This is a genomic window from Floridaenema flaviceps BLCC-F50 (assembly GCF_041929275.2).
In the GTDB taxonomy this organism is placed as follows: domain Bacteria; phylum Cyanobacteriota; class Cyanobacteriia; order Cyanobacteriales; family Aerosakkonemataceae; genus Floridanema; species Floridanema flaviceps.
Genome location: NZ_JBHFNR020000002.1, coordinates 1,906,602 through 1,921,926, shown reverse-complemented (window position 1 = coordinate 1,921,926; position 15,325 = coordinate 1,906,602). Strand labels below are relative to the sequence as shown.

Annotated in this window: 15 protein-coding genes; 8 read left to right on the top strand and 7 right to left on the bottom strand. The window is 40.4% G+C overall.

Annotated elements, in window-relative coordinates; all coding sequences use genetic code 11:
• Positions 1-81 precede the first annotated feature (81 nt).
• The 5 genes from rfbB to ACE1CI_RS28810 all read left to right on the top strand — a co-directional run bounded on the left by rfbB (position 82) and on the right by ACE1CI_RS28810 (position 3,184).
• Entirely contained in the window at positions 82-1,173 is a 1,092-nt protein-coding gene (rfbB, locus tag ACE1CI_RS28830; protein WP_413265714.1) for a dTDP-glucose 4,6-dehydratase, read from the top strand.
• Between the two features lie 168 nt (positions 1,174-1,341).
• A complete protein-coding gene (locus ACE1CI_RS28825) occupies positions 1,342-1,791 on the top strand; it encodes a DUF29 domain-containing protein (RefSeq protein ID WP_413265713.1) in 450 nt (149 codons plus the stop codon).
• Positions 1,792-1,810: 19 nt separating this feature from the next.
• Entirely contained in the window at positions 1,811-2,059 is a 249-nt protein-coding gene (locus tag ACE1CI_RS28820) for a hypothetical protein (protein WP_413265712.1), read from the top strand.
• A 13-nt stretch (positions 2,060-2,072) separates the two neighbouring features.
• Positions 2,073-2,516 carry a GNAT family N-acetyltransferase gene (locus ACE1CI_RS28815; RefSeq protein ID WP_413265711.1) on the top strand — a complete coding sequence of 148 codons (444 nt, stop codon included), beginning with the start codon at positions 2,073-2,075 and terminating at the stop codon, positions 2,514-2,516.
• Positions 2,517-2,554: 38 nt separating this feature from the next.
• Positions 2,555-3,184: a Uma2 family endonuclease gene (locus ACE1CI_RS28810; RefSeq protein WP_413265710.1), complete on the top strand. Its 630-nt coding sequence runs from the start codon at positions 2,555-2,557 to the stop codon at positions 3,182-3,184.
• Between the two features lie 71 nt (positions 3,185-3,255).
• Here ACE1CI_RS28810 and ACE1CI_RS28805 read toward each other — a convergent pair whose 3' ends face one another.
• The 5 genes from ACE1CI_RS28805 to rpaB (ACE1CI_RS28785) all read right to left on the bottom strand — a co-directional run bounded on the left by ACE1CI_RS28805 (position 3,256) and on the right by rpaB (ACE1CI_RS28785) (position 8,579).
• Positions 3,256-4,872: a phosphoenolpyruvate carboxykinase gene (locus ACE1CI_RS28805; RefSeq protein WP_496615884.1), complete on the bottom strand. Its 1,617-nt coding sequence runs from the start codon at positions 4,870-4,872 to the stop codon at positions 3,256-3,258.
• A 674-nt stretch (positions 4,873-5,546) separates the two neighbouring features.
• Positions 5,547-6,080: a DUF456 domain-containing protein gene (locus ACE1CI_RS28800; RefSeq protein WP_413265708.1), complete on the bottom strand. Its 534-nt coding sequence runs from the start codon at positions 6,078-6,080 to the stop codon at positions 5,547-5,549.
• A 9-nt stretch (positions 6,081-6,089) separates the two neighbouring features.
• On the bottom strand, positions 6,090-6,755 hold the full coding sequence (locus tag ACE1CI_RS28795; protein WP_413265707.1) for a cofactor assembly of complex C subunit B: 666 nt from the start codon (positions 6,753-6,755) through the stop codon (positions 6,090-6,092).
• A gap of 10 nt (positions 6,756-6,765) precedes the next feature.
• The gene (gene rpaB / locus ACE1CI_RS28790; RefSeq protein WP_413265706.1) at positions 6,766-7,500 is read right to left on the bottom strand and encodes a response regulator transcription factor RpaB; all 735 of its coding nucleotides are present in this window, start codon (positions 7,498-7,500) and stop codon (positions 6,766-6,768) included.
• Positions 7,501-7,844: 344 nt separating this feature from the next.
• The gene (gene rpaB / locus ACE1CI_RS28785) at positions 7,845-8,579 is read right to left on the bottom strand and encodes a response regulator transcription factor RpaB (RefSeq protein WP_413265779.1); all 735 of its coding nucleotides are present in this window, start codon (positions 8,577-8,579) and stop codon (positions 7,845-7,847) included.
• A gap of 176 nt (positions 8,580-8,755) precedes the next feature.
• Here rpaB (ACE1CI_RS28785) and radA point away from each other — a divergent pair, with 176 nt between their 5' ends.
• Together radA and ACE1CI_RS28775 are read left to right on the top strand one after the other, a co-directional pair.
• Positions 8,756-10,294 carry a DNA repair protein RadA gene (gene radA, locus ACE1CI_RS28780; protein ID WP_413265705.1) on the top strand — a complete coding sequence of 513 codons (1,539 nt, stop codon included), beginning with the start codon at positions 8,756-8,758 and terminating at the stop codon, positions 10,292-10,294.
• Between the two features lie 517 nt (positions 10,295-10,811).
• On the top strand, positions 10,812-11,927 hold the full coding sequence (locus ACE1CI_RS28775) for a glycosyltransferase (protein WP_496615883.1): 1,116 nt from the start codon (positions 10,812-10,814) through the stop codon (positions 11,925-11,927).
• Positions 11,928-11,929: 2 nt separating this feature from the next.
• Here ACE1CI_RS28775 and ACE1CI_RS28770 read toward each other — a convergent pair whose 3' ends face one another.
• Positions 11,930-12,832 (bottom strand): glycosyltransferase family 2 protein, encoded by a 903-nt coding sequence (locus tag ACE1CI_RS28770; RefSeq protein ID WP_413265703.1) that lies wholly within the window; start codon positions 12,830-12,832, stop codon positions 11,930-11,932.
• A 79-nt stretch (positions 12,833-12,911) separates the two neighbouring features.
• On the opposite strand from ACE1CI_RS28770, the gene ACE1CI_RS28765 reads away from it, so the two are divergent.
• Complete coding sequence (locus ACE1CI_RS28765; protein ID WP_413265702.1) at positions 12,912-14,042, top strand: glycosyltransferase; 1,131 nt, start codon at positions 12,912-12,914, stop codon at positions 14,040-14,042.
• A gap of 11 nt (positions 14,043-14,053) precedes the next feature.
• Here ACE1CI_RS28765 and ACE1CI_RS28760 read toward each other — a convergent pair whose 3' ends face one another.
• Entirely contained in the window at positions 14,054-15,319 is a 1,266-nt protein-coding gene (locus tag ACE1CI_RS28760; RefSeq protein ID WP_413265701.1) for a glycosyltransferase family 4 protein, read from the bottom strand.
• Positions 15,320-15,325: the final 6 nt, after the last annotated feature.

Below are 15,325 nucleotides of genomic sequence, written 5' to 3'. Positions count from 1 at the left end.
GTCTCCTCACACCTACTGATAGACTTGTTTATAATTGGACTGAAAAAAGTTTAAACCGGACAGAGGAGAAAATAGCAACTAATGACACATAGTTTCCCTAAAGATCAACTTAGAACACCTCGTCGGTTATTGGTGACGGGGGGTGCGGGATTTATTGGTGCTAATTTCGTCCTTCACTGGAGCGATCTCTATCCAGATGATCGCATGATTGTATTGGATGCACTCACTTACGCTGGAAACCGTAATAATTTAGCATCTTTGGCGGGAAAGGAGAATTTTCGTTTTGTCGAGGGTAATATTTGCGATCGAGCTTTAGTCGATCGACTCTTACAAGAAGAAAACATTGATACCGTTGCCCATTTCGCTGCTGAGTCGCACGTTGATAGGTCAATTTTAGGCCCTGGTGCCTTCGTGGAAACCAACGTAGTCGGAACTTTCACACTTTTGGAAGCTTTCCGCCAACATTGGAAAAACACCTCTCTTGCTTCAGGACTTTTCCTGCACGTTTCCACAGATGAAGTTTACGGTACACTCGGCCCTGACGACCCAGCTTTTACCGAAACTACACCTTATGCACCCAATAGCCCTTATTCGGCATCAAAAGCAGGCAGCGATCACTTAGCACGGGCATATTATCACACCTACGGTATGCCGACAATTATTACTAATTGTTCCAATAACTATGGCCCTTATCAATTTCCAGAAAAGTTAATACCTTTAATGTGTATTAATGCTTTAATTGGTAAGAATTTACCAGTTTATGGTGATGGGCAAAACATCCGAGATTGGCTGTTTGTGCTAGATCATTGTCGGGCTTTAGACACAGTAATTCATAATGGAAAGCCAGGAGAAACTTACAACATCGGCGGCAATAACGAAGTGAAAAATATTGACTTGGTACATATTTTGTGCGACTTAATGGATGAATTAGCACCTAATTTACCAGTCCGTCCTTGTAAGGATCTAATCACTTTTGTCAAAGACAGACCCGGACATGATAGAAGATATGCAATTAATTCCACAAAATTGCAAACTGAGTTAGGCTGGAAACCTTCTGTTACTGTAGAAGAAGGGATGAGAAAAACAGTGCAATGGTACTTAAATAACGAAGCTTGGTGGAAGCCTTTGTTATCCCAAGAGTATCAAGCTTATTACAGCAAAATTTATAGCTAGTCACCTAAATTATTAGACTTCTTGCAAAAGTAAAGTATTCCTATTTTTTCGTCTGTGTGTATCTCTGTATATCTCTGCTTTAGTCATCTATCATCTATGGTAAAAACTCGGAATTTTCTACTTTTGCAAGAAGTTTTATCTTGATGTGGAATCCTCATCTAGTAAACTATGAGCTTTTCAAAAGATGTCACATTGTACGATCGCGATTTTCTTATCTGGACAGAACAACAAGCTGAATTCTTAAAAAAAGGCTATTGGGAAAAATTAGATATAGAGAATTTGGTTGAGGAATTAGAAACTTTTGGGCGCAGCGAACAGAAAGAACTTGGCAGATATTTACAAGTCCTTTTAATGCACTTGCTGAAATGTCAATATCAACCAGAAAAAAGAACTAAAAGCTGGGATATTACTATCTCTAATTGCCGAGACAAAATTCAGGATTGTTTGTCAGATACGCCGAGTTTAAAAAGATTTCTTGAAGATTCCGAATGGGTAAACAAACATTATCGACGCGCTAAGAGAGATGCTGCTAAAGAAACTGAAAAACCAAGGGAAAATTTTCCATTAGAAATGCCTTTTACAATTGAACAGGTTGTCGATTCAAGCTTTTTAATTTGAACTGCAAAGGATAGCAAAAATGAATGTAAATTGGTTGCTTCCAGAAGAAGGTTTTTTAAGTTTAGCAAGTTATCGTAGCATTCTAAGTATTGCCAGTGTGGGAAGTATTTTGAGTATTGGTAGTGTTGGTAGCATTTTGAGTATTGGCGGTGTGGGAAGTATTTTGAGTTTCGGGAGTGCCGGAAGTATTTTAAGTCTGTTTAGTGCGGGAAGTATTTTGTCAATTTTAAATGTCGGCAAGATTCTTCGGGTATTTCGATTTAATTAGTGGTAATCGCTTCATGAAAATTCGCGAAGCACAAATTGAAGATATAGAAACTCTCTTTGAGATTAGAACTAGTGTGATTGAAAACCACCAATCTCGTGAAGAGTTAGCTGATTTAGGAATTACTCCAGAAACTATAGCAGAAATGTTGCTCACAGATTGTCGGGCGTGGATAGCAGAAATTGACGATCGACCAATTGGTTTTTCAATGGCAAATGCTACCGAAAAGACTATATTTGCCATGTTTGTTTTGCCAGCTTTTGCCGGACTTGGTGCTGGACGCGCTTTAATGCAGCAAGCAGAAGAATGGTTATGGTTACAAGAAGGAACAGAAGAGATTTGGTTATTGACAGGTAACGATCCAAAAATTAGGGCGTATGGTTTTTATTTACATCTTGGTTGGACACCGACTGATATGCAACCGGATGGGCAAATTAAATTTATTAAAAGGCGGAAGTGAGAAGATTATAATATAAGCAAAGTCTAGGTTTAGTGATTATGGTAACGGCGATCGCTTCCCATCGAGTCCTACTCCAAAATATTAGTTGGGAGACTTTTGAAAGGATACTTGCAGAAATGGGAGAAGACCGAGTTTCCAGACTAACTTACGATCGCGGAACACTGGAAATTATGACTCCTTTACTGCCTCACGAACACAACAATAGATTAATTCATAATTTGATTGTGATTTTGGCAGAGGAACTTAATCTTAATCTTAAAAGTGTTGGTTCCTTAACCTGCAAACGCCCAGACAGAAGGCGAGGTGCTGAACCAGATTCTAGTTTTTATATTCAAAATGAACCGCTAGTTAGAGATAAACAACAAATTGATTTAACAGTCGATCCACCACCAGATTTAGTAGTAGAAGTAGATGTTACTAGTTCCTCAATAGATAGACTCGCCATTTATGCTGATATTGGAGTTGCAGAACTTTGGCGCTACGACTCTCCCTTAATGGAAATTTACTTACTGAATTCTGGTGAATATGTTCTTAGCAATGTTTCTCCCACTTTTGCAAATCTACCTCTGGCTTGGGAAATTCCGCAATTTTTAGAACAAAGTTTAAGGATTGGAGAAATTCCCATGCTGAGGTCTTTCCGAACTTGGGTGAGACAGCAATTGAGTTGAAAAACCAGGTTCTTCAAAAAACCAAAAAATGTCACCTGAAAAACCTGATTTTATGCCTTATGCAAAATTGCTTAAACTGCGATCGCAATTCGTGGAGCCCCTTGCATAATTTGGGAATCAACTACATCGGTAAACTGTTGGAAATTATCGATAAACATCTGCGCCAACTTCTGTGCTTGCAGATCGTAAAACGCTGGATCGCGCCAAGTCAAACGGGGTTTTAGCACATCTTTGGGCACACCCGGACAACTTTCTGGCACTAAGAAACCAAAAGTAGCATCTTCTACCATCGGTACATTATCCAAAGCGCTAGTTAACGCCGCTGTCAGCAAAGCGCGAGTATGCTTAATCGACATTCTATGCCCAACACCATAAGGCCCACCAGTCCAGCCAGTATTCACCAGCCAAACTTTTACGTTATTCTCAGAAATGCGCTTTCCTAGCAACTCAGCATACACGCTGGGATGTAACGCCATGAAAGGTGCGCCGAAACAAGCGCTAAAAGTAGCTTGGGGTTCGCTTCCCATTCCCCGTTCAGTTCCCGCAACTTTGGCAGTGTAGCCACTCAGAAAATGATACATTGCTTGCTCTTTCGTAAGTTGAGCAATGGGAGGCATGACTCCAAAAGCATCAGCAGTTAAAAAGATGACATTTTTCGGGTGATTGCCCAAACCTGTGCGGCTAGCATTAGGAATATGGGAAAGGGGATAAGCAGCACGGGTATTTTCCGTTAAACTGTCGTCATCTAAATCTAAACGCCTGTTAATGGGGTTAATTGCCACATTTTCCAAAATTGTGCCAAAACTGCGCGTTGTTTTGTAAATTTCTGGTTCCGCTACCGGGGAGAGGCGAATTACTTTAGCGTAACAACCACCTTCAAAATTAAAGATGCCTCGATCGCTCCAACCATGCTCATCATCACCGATTAAGGTGCGGTTAGGATCTGCCGAAAGGGTAGTTTTGCCAGTACCAGACAAACCAAAGAATATTGCTGTATCCCCATCTGCGCCAATATTGGCAGAACAGTGCATCGATAGCACTTTTTTGTGTGGCAATAGGTAGTTAAGAATGGTGAAAACAGATTTTTTGATTTCTCCGGCGTAACTAGTACCCCCAATTAAAATCAATCGACGGGCAAAGTTCACAATAATGAAAGTATCAGTGCGAGTACCATCTAAATCTGGTACAGCGTGGAAGTTGGGCAAATTAATAATCGTAAAATCGGGAACGAAACTAGCTAATTCATCTTGATTTGGGCCAATGAATAAATTTCGCGCAAATAAACTGTGCCATGCTGTTTCGGTAATCACCCGCACACAAATGCGATAGTTAGAATCTGCACCAGCGTAACAATCTTGAATGAACAGATCTCTACCTTGGAGATAAGCTAACATCCGAGCATAGAGATTTTCAAACTTTAATGGATCGAAAGGTTGGTTAACTTTTCCCCACCATATATGTCGATCGCTTTCTGGTTCTTTAACAATAAATTTATCATTAGGCGATCGCCCAGTGTACTGTCCGGTGCGTACTACTAATGGCCCTAAGTGAGAAATTAACCCTTCCCGGCGACGGGCTGATTCTTCATAAAGTGCAGCTGTAGAAAGATTCCAGAAAAGTATACCTGTATGTGATATGCCATGCTGATCCAAGCCGTAACTACTGGCAACAAAACCTGTCTGCGACATCGATAACTCCTTCGCAACTTAATTTTTTCTTTTAAATTCATCAACAAAGGACACAGGGAATAGCGAACTCCTGAACAGTTTTCCCGATTAAGAAGTTCCCGTCGAGCCTTAGAGATCCCTACTTCTATAAGTAGCGAGTTTTCCTGGGATTTAATTCCCCATAAACATTACATTCTGTTACCTGTTGCCCGTTCCCTGTTGCCTCTTGATAAGCTGTCTTTTCGCAGCTTACATTGCTTGAATTAGTAATTTTGGTATGATTAAATACAGTTTTTTATTGTAGTGAATGGGGGAAAGTTTTTTGTCTTGAAAATGACTTTAATAATTACATAATCGATTGCTGAAAGCCTATTTGTTATAATTTTTTTACTCTGGGAAACTAAAGGCTTGAGCAACGCTTAAGAGAAATTAATTACTTTTTTAAGTCTTAAATTATAATTAAATTATTAGCTAAAATTAACTGCATAAGTTGGCAAACCAACTGTTAAAAAATAATTAATTTTAATAACTAAAGGCAAAAATAAAGTTTTGAGTTTTGAGTTTGGGAGTCAGAGAGTTTTGAGTTTTGAGTGAGGGAGAGTTTCGTAAGTTTTGAGTTTTGAGTTAAGGAAAGAGCTTTGAATTTTCCTCCCCTCTGCCCCCCTGCTCCCCTGCCCCCCTGCCCCCCTGCCTCTTCAAGCGACTCCGGGAGGCCAAGTAGTGAAAATGAAGACGACTACTGAAGCGATCGCCAATACACCCTGAATCAACCTACCAACCAAATTACCAACTACAATACCCACACCTGCTTGTGCTGCCAACTTAATTCTCGGTTGCAACTCCAAATCACGACGATAGAGGAACTCGCCAATAATAGCGCCTAGTAGTGGCCCAAGTAATACACCCAAAATTGGGCCGCCAAAAGGTAGTGCTGGTAGAAACCCAAAGAATCCCAAAGTTAAGCCGACAAAAGCGCCAACTTGTCCCCAGTTGCTAGCACCAGCTTGCTTTCCGCCCCAGTAGGCAGCTAAAAAATCTATGCCCAAACTCAGCAACAGGACAGCTAATGCAGTTCCCAAAGCTATCCAGACACCTTGGGTAAAGCCGTCGAGTGCGCCCCAAACAAAAATGGAAACTAAAATTAGGCTAGCCCCTGGAATACCCGGAACTAAAGCCCCAATAATTCCCACAACCATCAAGACAATCAGTAGCCAATACAAAATCACCATTTGCGTTCATCAAATCTCAGCTGGTGCAACATCATTTAAGTAACAGCTGAAGCATACATCTAGTTTGTCAGCAATTCCGGCAATCCAGTTTTCATCTTGCAGGGTGTAACTGCGTGGCGCATTAGCACCCAACACCAAAACCCCACGTTTACCAATTGGTTGACAGATTACTCCTTGAGTATTTCTTGGTAGGTAATCAAATTCAATCCGTCCGGGGTAGAGTTTTAAATCTACTAAATAAACGGGCTTTTGCTTTTCTATGACTCGCTGTAGGATTGCCCCTGGCTTAACTTCTGGGTTATCGCCCAAAATGCCCCGGCGTAACAAAACTTTACCTCGATCGCAAACTACCACAGTGCGGGTGACAGTATTAGTTAACAACATCAGAGATGCCCAAGCTAGTTCAGCTTTCACTGCTTCTGGTAAATCTGGCGCGAGTTCAAATCCTTCTTTACCAATCAACTCTACTGCTTCTGGCGATCGCGGTTGTACTTGTTGCCAAAGTAACCCAGTGAAAATCAACAAAGCACTCAACAAAACACCTAAAGCATCGGAACGAGCTTGAGAATCCAACAATTCTGGGGTGAGGATGCGGTTAACTAAGAGTAACGTTCCTCCCAAAGCACCAACAACGATCGGGAGAGATTTTAAAACTTGGTTATTGTCCCTTGCCATTTACAGATAATTATTTTTCGTTTTCCCCAAAATCGCCCAAGCGTTGAAACTGATAACCCATCGATCGAGCAGTCAGAATCAATTCTGGGTTGCTGGGGTCTTCTTCTAATTTTGCCCGTAAACGAGAAACATGAACATCAACCACGCGGGTATCTACCAACCGTTCTGGAGTATAACCCCACACTTGTTGCAGAATGTCCGATCGCGAAATTGCCTCGCCTGCATGACTAACCAACAATTCTAGGAGATTGAACTCCATTCCAGTGAGACGGATTCTGCGATCGCCCTTGTAAACTTGCCGCTTATTGGTGTCAATTTTCACATTGCCGATGGAAATTACTCCAGAATTGGGAATCCCGGAACCACTTGATTTGTCTACCCGACGCAATACGCAGCGAATCCGCGCTTCTAACTCTTTGGGAGAAAAGGGTTTAACGACATAATCATCCGCGCCTAACTCTAAACCCGTGATGCGATCGGCTACATCTCCCAAAGCCGTGAGCATGATAATCGGCACATTGGATTCCTTGCGAAACTCCTGACAAACACCATAACCATCCAGCTTCGGCATCATCACATCCAAAACCACCAAGTCAGGATTCGCAGTGCGGAAAGTTTCCAAAGCCTCCTCACCATCAGCAGCAGTGACCACATCGTAACCAATCATTGACAGGCGGGTTTCCAAAATCCTGCGAATGCTGGCTTCGTCATCAACCACCAAAATCTTTTCTTTACGAGTTTCCATTGCCAAGATTTGTTAACCTAAAATTTCAATTTGTTAATTTTTACTACCTTATTTTAAAATAATATAAATTTTATTGCACTTAAATTTTTGTAATACTTTTTTTGAAAGCAACCGATGTTAACTTTTGGGGAATTATTTCTGTTACTAGTTTAAACCAATACCTACCATTAAAAGCTATTATTTGCTACTATTCTTAGATTTAACTAAGTAAATTCATCTGAAAAATTGAATCCTTGCTCTACAATTCAAAGAGCAAAGAGCAAAGGGGAACATCCAAACCCATCCCCCCATCCCCCCATCTCCCCATCTCCCCATCTCCCCTTGTCCCCTTGTCCCCTTGTCCCCTACTTTTCAGTCTCTCCCGGCTCAATAATGCGTTGGAAGAGATAGCCTGTACCTCTAGCAGTGAGAATAAGTTCTGGATTGCTAGGGTCATCTTCTAGCTTGGCTCGTAAGCGGGAGATGTGAACATCGACCACGCGGGTATCTACGTGACGTTCGGGAGTGTAACCCCATACTTCTTGGAGGATTTCCGATCGCGAAAAAGCCTCTCCTGAACGGCTGACCAAGAGTTCTAACAAGCTAAACTCCATACCAGTAAGTCGAATTCGCTCATCGCCTTTGTAGACTTGGCGTTTATTGGTGTCAATTTTAATATTTACGACTGTTATCACACCGGAACTGGGGATACCGGACATTCCGGTTTTATCTACCCGTCTGAGTACGGAACGGATACGAGCTTCTAACTCTTTGGGGGAAAAGGGTTTAACGACGTAATCATCTGCGCCTAACTCTAGACCTGTGATGCGATCGGCTACATCTCCTAAAGCAGTTAGCATAATGATCGGTACGTCCGATTCTTTTCGCAATTCCTGACAAACACCATAACCATCGAGTTTCGGCATCATTACATCCAAAACCACTAAGTCAGGAGTAGCATTACGAAAGGTGTCAAGGGCTTCCTCGCCATCGGCAGCAGTGACGACATCATAACCAATCATTGACAGACGAGTTTCCAAAATCCTGCGAATGCTGGCTTCATCGTCTACCACCAAAATTTTCTCTTTGTGGCTTTCCAAGTTACTCAAATCTCCTTAAAATCTGTGGCGTTTCTCTTCATTAATTTTTAGTACCATTAATTAAGATATTACCCTAAAGAGTTCAGTTGTTTTTAGCCACAATTCTTATGCTTGCTGCATTTCAAGCTTTCTTAAGAATTACGAGCTAATGTTTACACTTTTTTACAATTAACACAATGCCTAAGCCTCGAAGTACTTATATATGTAACGAATGCGGGGCCGAGTCTCCACAATGGTTTGGTAAGTGTCCTGCCTGTAATACTTACAATTCCCTCGAAGAACAGCTTATCACCCAATCTCCTGCTCTTCCCAGTCGGGGTAGTTGGCCGGGAGGGGCTCGGAGTAATGGTAAATCAGCGGCGCATAATGAACCAAAACCAAGGTTGTCTTTAAAATTTTCCCAAATTACCGACAGACAACAAGCAAGGTGGTCTTCTGGTTACGGAGAATTTAATCGAGTTTTAGGTGGTGGAGTAGTTCCGGGTTCTTTGGTTTTGATTGGTGGAGATCCGGGAATTGGGAAATCTACCTTGTTGCTTCAGGTGGCAAATCGACTTTCTGAGGAAAGGCGGATTCTTTATGTTTCTGGCGAAGAGTCGGGACAACAAGTAAAGTTGAGAGCGTCTCGTTTGGGAGTAGGAGAAAATTTTGATTCTGAGTTGGAAGAGTCAGAACAGACAGATTCAGTAGAAAATGCTGAGTTACCCCAGGCAACTGATCCGAAACTTTATGTGTTAGCTGAAACTGATTTGGAAGAGATTTTAAAAGAGTTAGAATCTCTGAAACCAAACTTAGCAGTAATTGATAGTATCCAAACGATTTTTTTACCGACAATGACTTCTGCACCAGGTTCGGTGGCGCAGGTAAGGGAATGTACTGCGGCGTTAATGAAGGTGGCGAAACGTGATGATATTACGATGTTAATTGTGGGTCACGTTACTAAGGAAGGAGCGATCGCAGGCCCCAGAGTTTTGGAACATTTGGTAGATACAGTATTGTATTTTGAAGGCGATCGCTTTGCCTCGCACCGTTTATTGCGATCGGTAAAAAATCGTTTTGGCGCAACCAACGAAATCGGCATTTTTGAAATGGCGGATCGGGGATTAAGAGAAGTTGCCAATCCTTCGGAATTATTCTTAGGAAATCGCGACGAAGTTGCACCAGGAACGGCGATCGTTGTTGCTTGTGAAGGAACTCGTCCGTTAGTAGTGGAATTGCAAGCTTTGGTAAGTCCGACAAGTTATTCTAGTCCAAGGCGATCGACTACGGGAGTTGATTACAATCGCCTATTACAAATTTTGGCAGTTTTGGAAAAACGGGTGGGAATTCCTTTATCTAAATTGGATGCTTATGTAGCTTCTGCTGGTGGTTTAAATGTGGAAGAACCAGCGGTAGATTTGGGAATTGCGATCGCAGTTGTGGCGAGTTTTCGCGATCGAATGGTCGATCCCCGCACTGTATTAATTGGCGAAGTCGGTTTAGGTGGACAAGTTCGCGCCGTTTCCCAAATGGAATTAAGGTTAAAAGAAGCAGCGAAACTTGGGTTTCAAAGAGCGATCGTTCCCAAAGGGCAAAAATTCCCCGATTACGGTTTAGAAATTGTCCCAGTTTCTAAGGTGATAGATGCGATCGTAGCCGCCATTCCCGCACAACCTCGCTTCGGTGGCAGCGATGAATTTTCCGAATACGAAGAAGAGGAGGAATTGGACGAATAAGAATTAGCTTTTCGTAGGGTGCGTTAGTGACAACGTAACGCACCATTCAACTGAAGTTTTAAATCGCAATTTAATTTAAAAAATTGCCTAAAAAATTGCCGTTACCTATTGCATTTTTTGGGTAATTGACATATTATCTAATAATGGAAATCCGTGCGCTCATATATACTAATTTTGCAGCTAAGTAGGTGCAAATAAATAAAGTGAAAATAGTTATCTATCAATGGGGCAGACAAGATGCCCACCCCACAATATTTTCAGCTTTCTTGTGGGGTGGGCATCTTGCCCGACGAGAGTTTTACGAAACCAAATTGAACTCATGTAGAAGCAATAATATTTTCTCGTATGGCTAAAGTTTTAAATCGCAATTTAATTTAAAAAATTGCTCAAAAAATTGCCGTTACCTATTGCATTTTTTGGGTAATTGACATATTATCTAATAATGTAAATCCGTGCGCTCATATATACTAATTATTCAGCTAATTAGAAACATCCGATTAAAATCGCCTTAAATCTTATGGCTAAAAACCCCTCCCACATTGCCATTTTTTTGCGCTCCTTAGCTGGAGGCGGAGCAGAAAAAGTAATGGTAAACTTATCGCGCAGCTTTGTCGAAAAAGGATTAAAAGTAGACTTAGTACTTACCAGAATTAAAAGTACTTATGACTCCGAAGTACATCCCGACGTGCGAGTAGTAGACTTACAAGCGCCTAGCTTACCCACAAGCATTCCCAAACTCACAAATTACCTAAAAAAAGAGCAACCTTTCGCCTTACTTTCAGCCTTACATTATCCCTGCGAAATAGCTTTGTGGGCGAAACGTTTAGCCGGAGTTTCTACTCGAATAATTGTATCCGAACACAACACTTTATCAGTAGAAGCAAAGCGTTTACCACAGTTAACAGCACGCCTAACTCCCATAGCGGCAAAATTATTTTATCCTTGGGTTGATGGCATCATCGCAGTTTCCCAAGGAGTCGCCACCGACTTAGCAAATGTCACGAAAATTCCCCAAGAACGCATCAAAGTAATTTACAATCCAGTAGTCACACCAGACATAGCAGAAAAAGCAAAAGAACCAGTAGAACATCCTTGGTTTGCCAGTGGACAACCTCCAGTAATATTAGCAGTCGGAAGATTAATTGCCCAAAAAGATTATCCCACTTTAATTGGTGCTTTTGCGAAAGTTTTAACAGAACGCGAGGCTAAATTAGTAATATTAGGTAGAGGACAAGAACGAGAGCAGCTTAATAATTTAGTCCGAGAATTAGGCATAGAAAATCATGTTGCCTGGATCAGTTTTGTGGCAAATCCTTATGCGTATATGGCGCGTTCAGCAGTACTTGCTTTATCTTCAGCTTGGGAAGGTTTCGGTAATGTATTAGTCGAAGCAATGGCATCAGGAACTCCCGTAGTTTCTACCAATTGTCCCAGTGGCCCTGCGGAAATATTAGATAATGGTAAATACGGGGAATTAGTGCCAGTAGGTGATAGCGAAGCAATGGCAAAGGCAATTTTGCGAGTATTAGCTGGTAATTATAAAACAGTCGATCGAGCTTGGTTGCAGCAATTTACCTTAGAATATGCTTCGCAAAAATATTTAGAATTTCTGGGCGTTTCAGAAGCCAATTAAAATTAATTGTACTGTTTTTTAACAATGCGATAAAAGCATCTACCCAAAATCTCTAAAGCTTCCACTGGAGAAACAGAAGACCAATATTTTTGCACAAGTTCCTTATAGCCTTTTTCCACTCCACCACAGCGCCAATAGGTGCTAATTCCATCAGCAAAAACTTTATTAGTAAATTTGGATAATTCAGGGAATTTGTGCTTTAACCAATAAGCTGTTACTACATCTAATCTAGCTCTATAAGGCAATTTGTCAAACCTAAAAGTATAGGCATTGTCACCATGTACTCTTTGAATTGCTAAATCTTGATCCATGTAAAAACCTGGACTTAAATAATATGTAGCAAGTTTGATATAATTGTCACTTAAAGGCGGTTCTTCCGGCATAGGAAGAATTAAACTTAATAACGAACGTCGATAAGTAATACCAGATGTAGCGGGATGAACGAAGCGTCTTTGTCCGCTTTTAATGTAATCTCGATAATCTAAATTTCCAAAAGTTGTAGGGCGACTAACTTTGAAAGTTTTCCCGGTTTCAGGATTCATTACTTTGAGAGTGTGAAAACACCAACCAATATCGGGATACTGTTGATAAATCTTCACGATTTCTGCTGCTTTTTCCGGCAAAAACAAGTCATCAGCATCTAGCATACAAATAATTTCACCCCGACTTTGAGCAAAGCCGATATTAAAAGCTGATGCTTGTCCTTTATTTTCTTTTAAAATTGGGATAATTTTGTCTTGGTAATTGGTGATAATTTCTCGTGAATTGTCAGTAGAACCATCATCAACTACAATAACTTCTGTATGCGGGTAAGTTTGATTGAGGGCGCTATCTATTGCGTCGGGTAAAAACTTACCATAATTATAGTTATTGATGATAATGCTTAACTTAGGTTGCTCTTGCATAACTCAATTTTTTTACCTGTGAGATAAAGGGCTTCTAATTTAAAAACAGACAATTCAATCATAATCCACTGAGGTAATTATGAGTCAGCCTAAACATATTGCTTTTTTGGCACCAAATTTGAATGGAGGAGGCTTAGAGAGGGTTGTAGTCAACTTGCTTAAAGGCATGGTGAAACATAACTTAAAGTTAGATTTAGTGTTAACTTCCGCCACTGGGCCATTATTAAAAGATGTTCCTTCAGAAGTCCGCATCATCGATTTAAAAACTCCCCTTGGTTTACGACTGAAAAGTGCTAGTAACGTCATATCTCCTTTGGTGAATTATTTACGCCAAGAAAAGCCGGATGTGGTTTTTTCTAATTTATTAACTTACAACTTAGTTGCAGTAGTAGCGGTAGCTTTAGCCAGAGTTCCTACTTATTTAGTTTTGATAGAACACCTTTCGTTGCAAGAAACCAAAAACAGACGTAGGGGATTTCAGTTTTGGTTACTCCCTTTATTGATGCGTTACCTTTATCCTCGTGCTGATGCAGTTTTGGCGGTTTCAAAAAGGTTAGCTAGAGAATTGGAAGCTGATTTAAAGATGAGATCGGGAACTATTAAAACTATCTACAACCCTGTAATTGATGATAATTTATTACTCAAATCACAGGAATCAATAGAGCATCCTTGGTTTAAAGATGGAGAAGTTCCAGTAGTGTTAGGTGTTGGGAGATTGGTGGATCAAAAGGATTTTTCGACTTTGATTCGAGCTTTCGCTATTGTCCGAAAAACTCGTCCGGCTCGGTTAGTAATTTTGGGTGATGGGGTGGAGAAAAAGAAGCTTAAGTCTTTAATTAGTGAGTTGAGTTTAGAGGATGATGTAGCTTTGCTGGGGTTTGTGGAAAATCCTTATGCTTATATGAGCAAAGCAACAGTATTTGCTTTATCTTCTGCTTGGGAAGGTTTCGGTAATGTTGTAGTAGAAGCAATGGCTGTAGGAACACCTGTAGTTTCTACTAATTGTGAAAGTGGGCCAGAGGAAATATTGGATAATGGTAAATATGGGGAATTAGTTTCTGTGGGCGATCGCGAAGCAATGGCAGCAGCAATTTTGCGAGTGTTAGCTGGTAATTCTAAATCCGTCGATCCTGCTTGGTTGCAACAATTTACTTTGGAAAATGCCACGCAAAAATATCTAGAATTTCTCGGTTTTTCTGAAAACAATTAAAAGTAATTGGTTTATGACAAAGATTTTTTATAGGCTGCAATTGTCTGTTCTATACATTTTGACCAGCTGAATTTTTTAGCTTGTTCTATAGATTTTAATGATAGGTCTTTTCGCAATGAAGGGTGATTATAGATTTGTAAAATATTGTGGCAAAGCCGATCGCTATCTTGAGGATCGATCGCTATTCCCGCTTCCCCCACCACTTCAGGAATAGACGTTGTGTTAGAGGTAATTACTGGAGTTCCGCACTGCATAGCTTCTAAAGGTGGTAAGCCAAAGCCTTCACAAAAAGATAGGTAAACGAAGACGATCGCACCGCTATAAAGTGCAGGTAAATCTTGAGCAGCGACAAAATCAGTAACAATAATTCGCTCTTTCAAGATGGGTTCACTAGAAATTTCTGCCCAGACTTTTGGGAAATCACGGCTCTTTTTGCCAGCCAAAACTAGATATAAATCTTTAATATTTTCTGATTTTATTAAATTCTCGAAACAACGAATAGTTTGCAATGTATTTTTTCGAGGCTCCAACATACTTAAGCTTAAAATGTAAGAACCATCGGGAATATTATATTTTTGTCTTACCTCTGCAATTTTTTGGGGATCTGAACAAGGATGAAAATTTTCCGAAGCTCCTAAATAGGTAACGATTACTTTTGCTGGATCGATCGTTTTTAAATAATCACATAAATCATTTTTCACATACTCAGACACACAAATAATCCAACTGTCTGAATTTAACCTGCCCAAAATTTTCTTTTGCTCAATTGTTTGAATCTCCGGGCAAAATTGGGGGAATCTTATCGGGATTAGATCGTGAACTGTGAGAAATTTTTTGATGTTTTTACATTGTTCTACTTGTTTAGGTATGCCATAAAAGGGAGAGTGATATATTTCTCGATCGGCTAAATCTTTGGGATTGATTGACGGAAAGGTTAAGCTGATTAAATTCAAAAAATTATCTTCTAAAATCCTAGTGCGACGGAAGCCTAATTTGTGAGTCGATTTAATCGTTTTCTGCATTAACTGGTACAGTTTCCCTCCAGTAATCTGTTCTGTTTCTTGACTAATAAATGGAATACCTTGAAACTCCGAATTAGCTTTTAAATAAGATAAAGATTTTTGCCAAGCTTCTATGGATAACCCAGCGCAAAATTTTAGATCGCATTCCGGTGATTTTGCCAGTCCAAGTGCCAAATTTTCCGCATATCTAAATAGTCCTGACTTGGTTGCATAAAAATCTTTAGCTTGACGCGAGAGATCGTAAACAACTTTCATGGCTAT

What these genes read in the sequence shown, in the direction of transcription:
- ACE1CI_RS28775 (WP_496615883.1), top strand. Translation starts at nt 10,812, where the DNA reads ATGGCTAAAAACCCCTCCCACATTGCCATTTTTTTGCGCTCCTTAGCT.
- radA (WP_413265705.1), top strand. Translation starts at nt 8,756, where the DNA reads ATGCCTAAGCCTCGAAGTACTTATATATGTAACGAATGCGGGGCCGAG.
- ACE1CI_RS28800 (WP_413265708.1), bottom strand. Translation starts at nt 6,080, where the DNA reads ATGGTGATTTTGTATTGGCTACTGATTGTCTTGATGGTTGTGGGAATT.
- ACE1CI_RS28805 (WP_496615884.1), bottom strand. Translation starts at nt 4,872, where the DNA reads ATGTCGCAGACAGGTTTTGTTGCCAGTAGTTACGGCTTGGATCAGCAT.
- rfbB (WP_413265714.1), top strand. Translation starts at nt 82, where the DNA reads ATGACACATAGTTTCCCTAAAGATCAACTTAGAACACCTCGTCGGTTA.
- ACE1CI_RS28815 (WP_413265711.1), top strand. Translation starts at nt 2,073, where the DNA reads ATGAAAATTCGCGAAGCACAAATTGAAGATATAGAAACTCTCTTTGAG.
- ACE1CI_RS28810 (WP_413265710.1), top strand. Translation starts at nt 2,555, where the DNA reads ATGGTAACGGCGATCGCTTCCCATCGAGTCCTACTCCAAAATATTAGT.
- ACE1CI_RS28820 (WP_413265712.1), top strand. Translation starts at nt 1,811, where the DNA reads ATGAATGTAAATTGGTTGCTTCCAGAAGAAGGTTTTTTAAGTTTAGCA.
- rpaB (WP_413265706.1), bottom strand. Translation starts at nt 7,500, where the DNA reads ATGGAAACTCGTAAAGAAAAGATTTTGGTGGTTGATGACGAAGCCAGC.
- ACE1CI_RS28760 (WP_413265701.1), bottom strand. Translation starts at nt 15,319, where the DNA reads ATGAAAGTTGTTTACGATCTCTCGCGTCAAGCTAAAGATTTTTATGCA.
- ACE1CI_RS28795 (WP_413265707.1), bottom strand. Translation starts at nt 6,755, where the DNA reads ATGGCAAGGGACAATAACCAAGTTTTAAAATCTCTCCCGATCGTTGTT.
- ACE1CI_RS28765 (WP_413265702.1), top strand. Translation starts at nt 12,912, where the DNA reads ATGAGTCAGCCTAAACATATTGCTTTTTTGGCACCAAATTTGAATGGA.
- ACE1CI_RS28770 (WP_413265703.1), bottom strand. Translation starts at nt 12,832, where the DNA reads ATGCAAGAGCAACCTAAGTTAAGCATTATCATCAATAACTATAATTAT.
- ACE1CI_RS28825 (WP_413265713.1), top strand. Translation starts at nt 1,342, where the DNA reads ATGAGCTTTTCAAAAGATGTCACATTGTACGATCGCGATTTTCTTATC.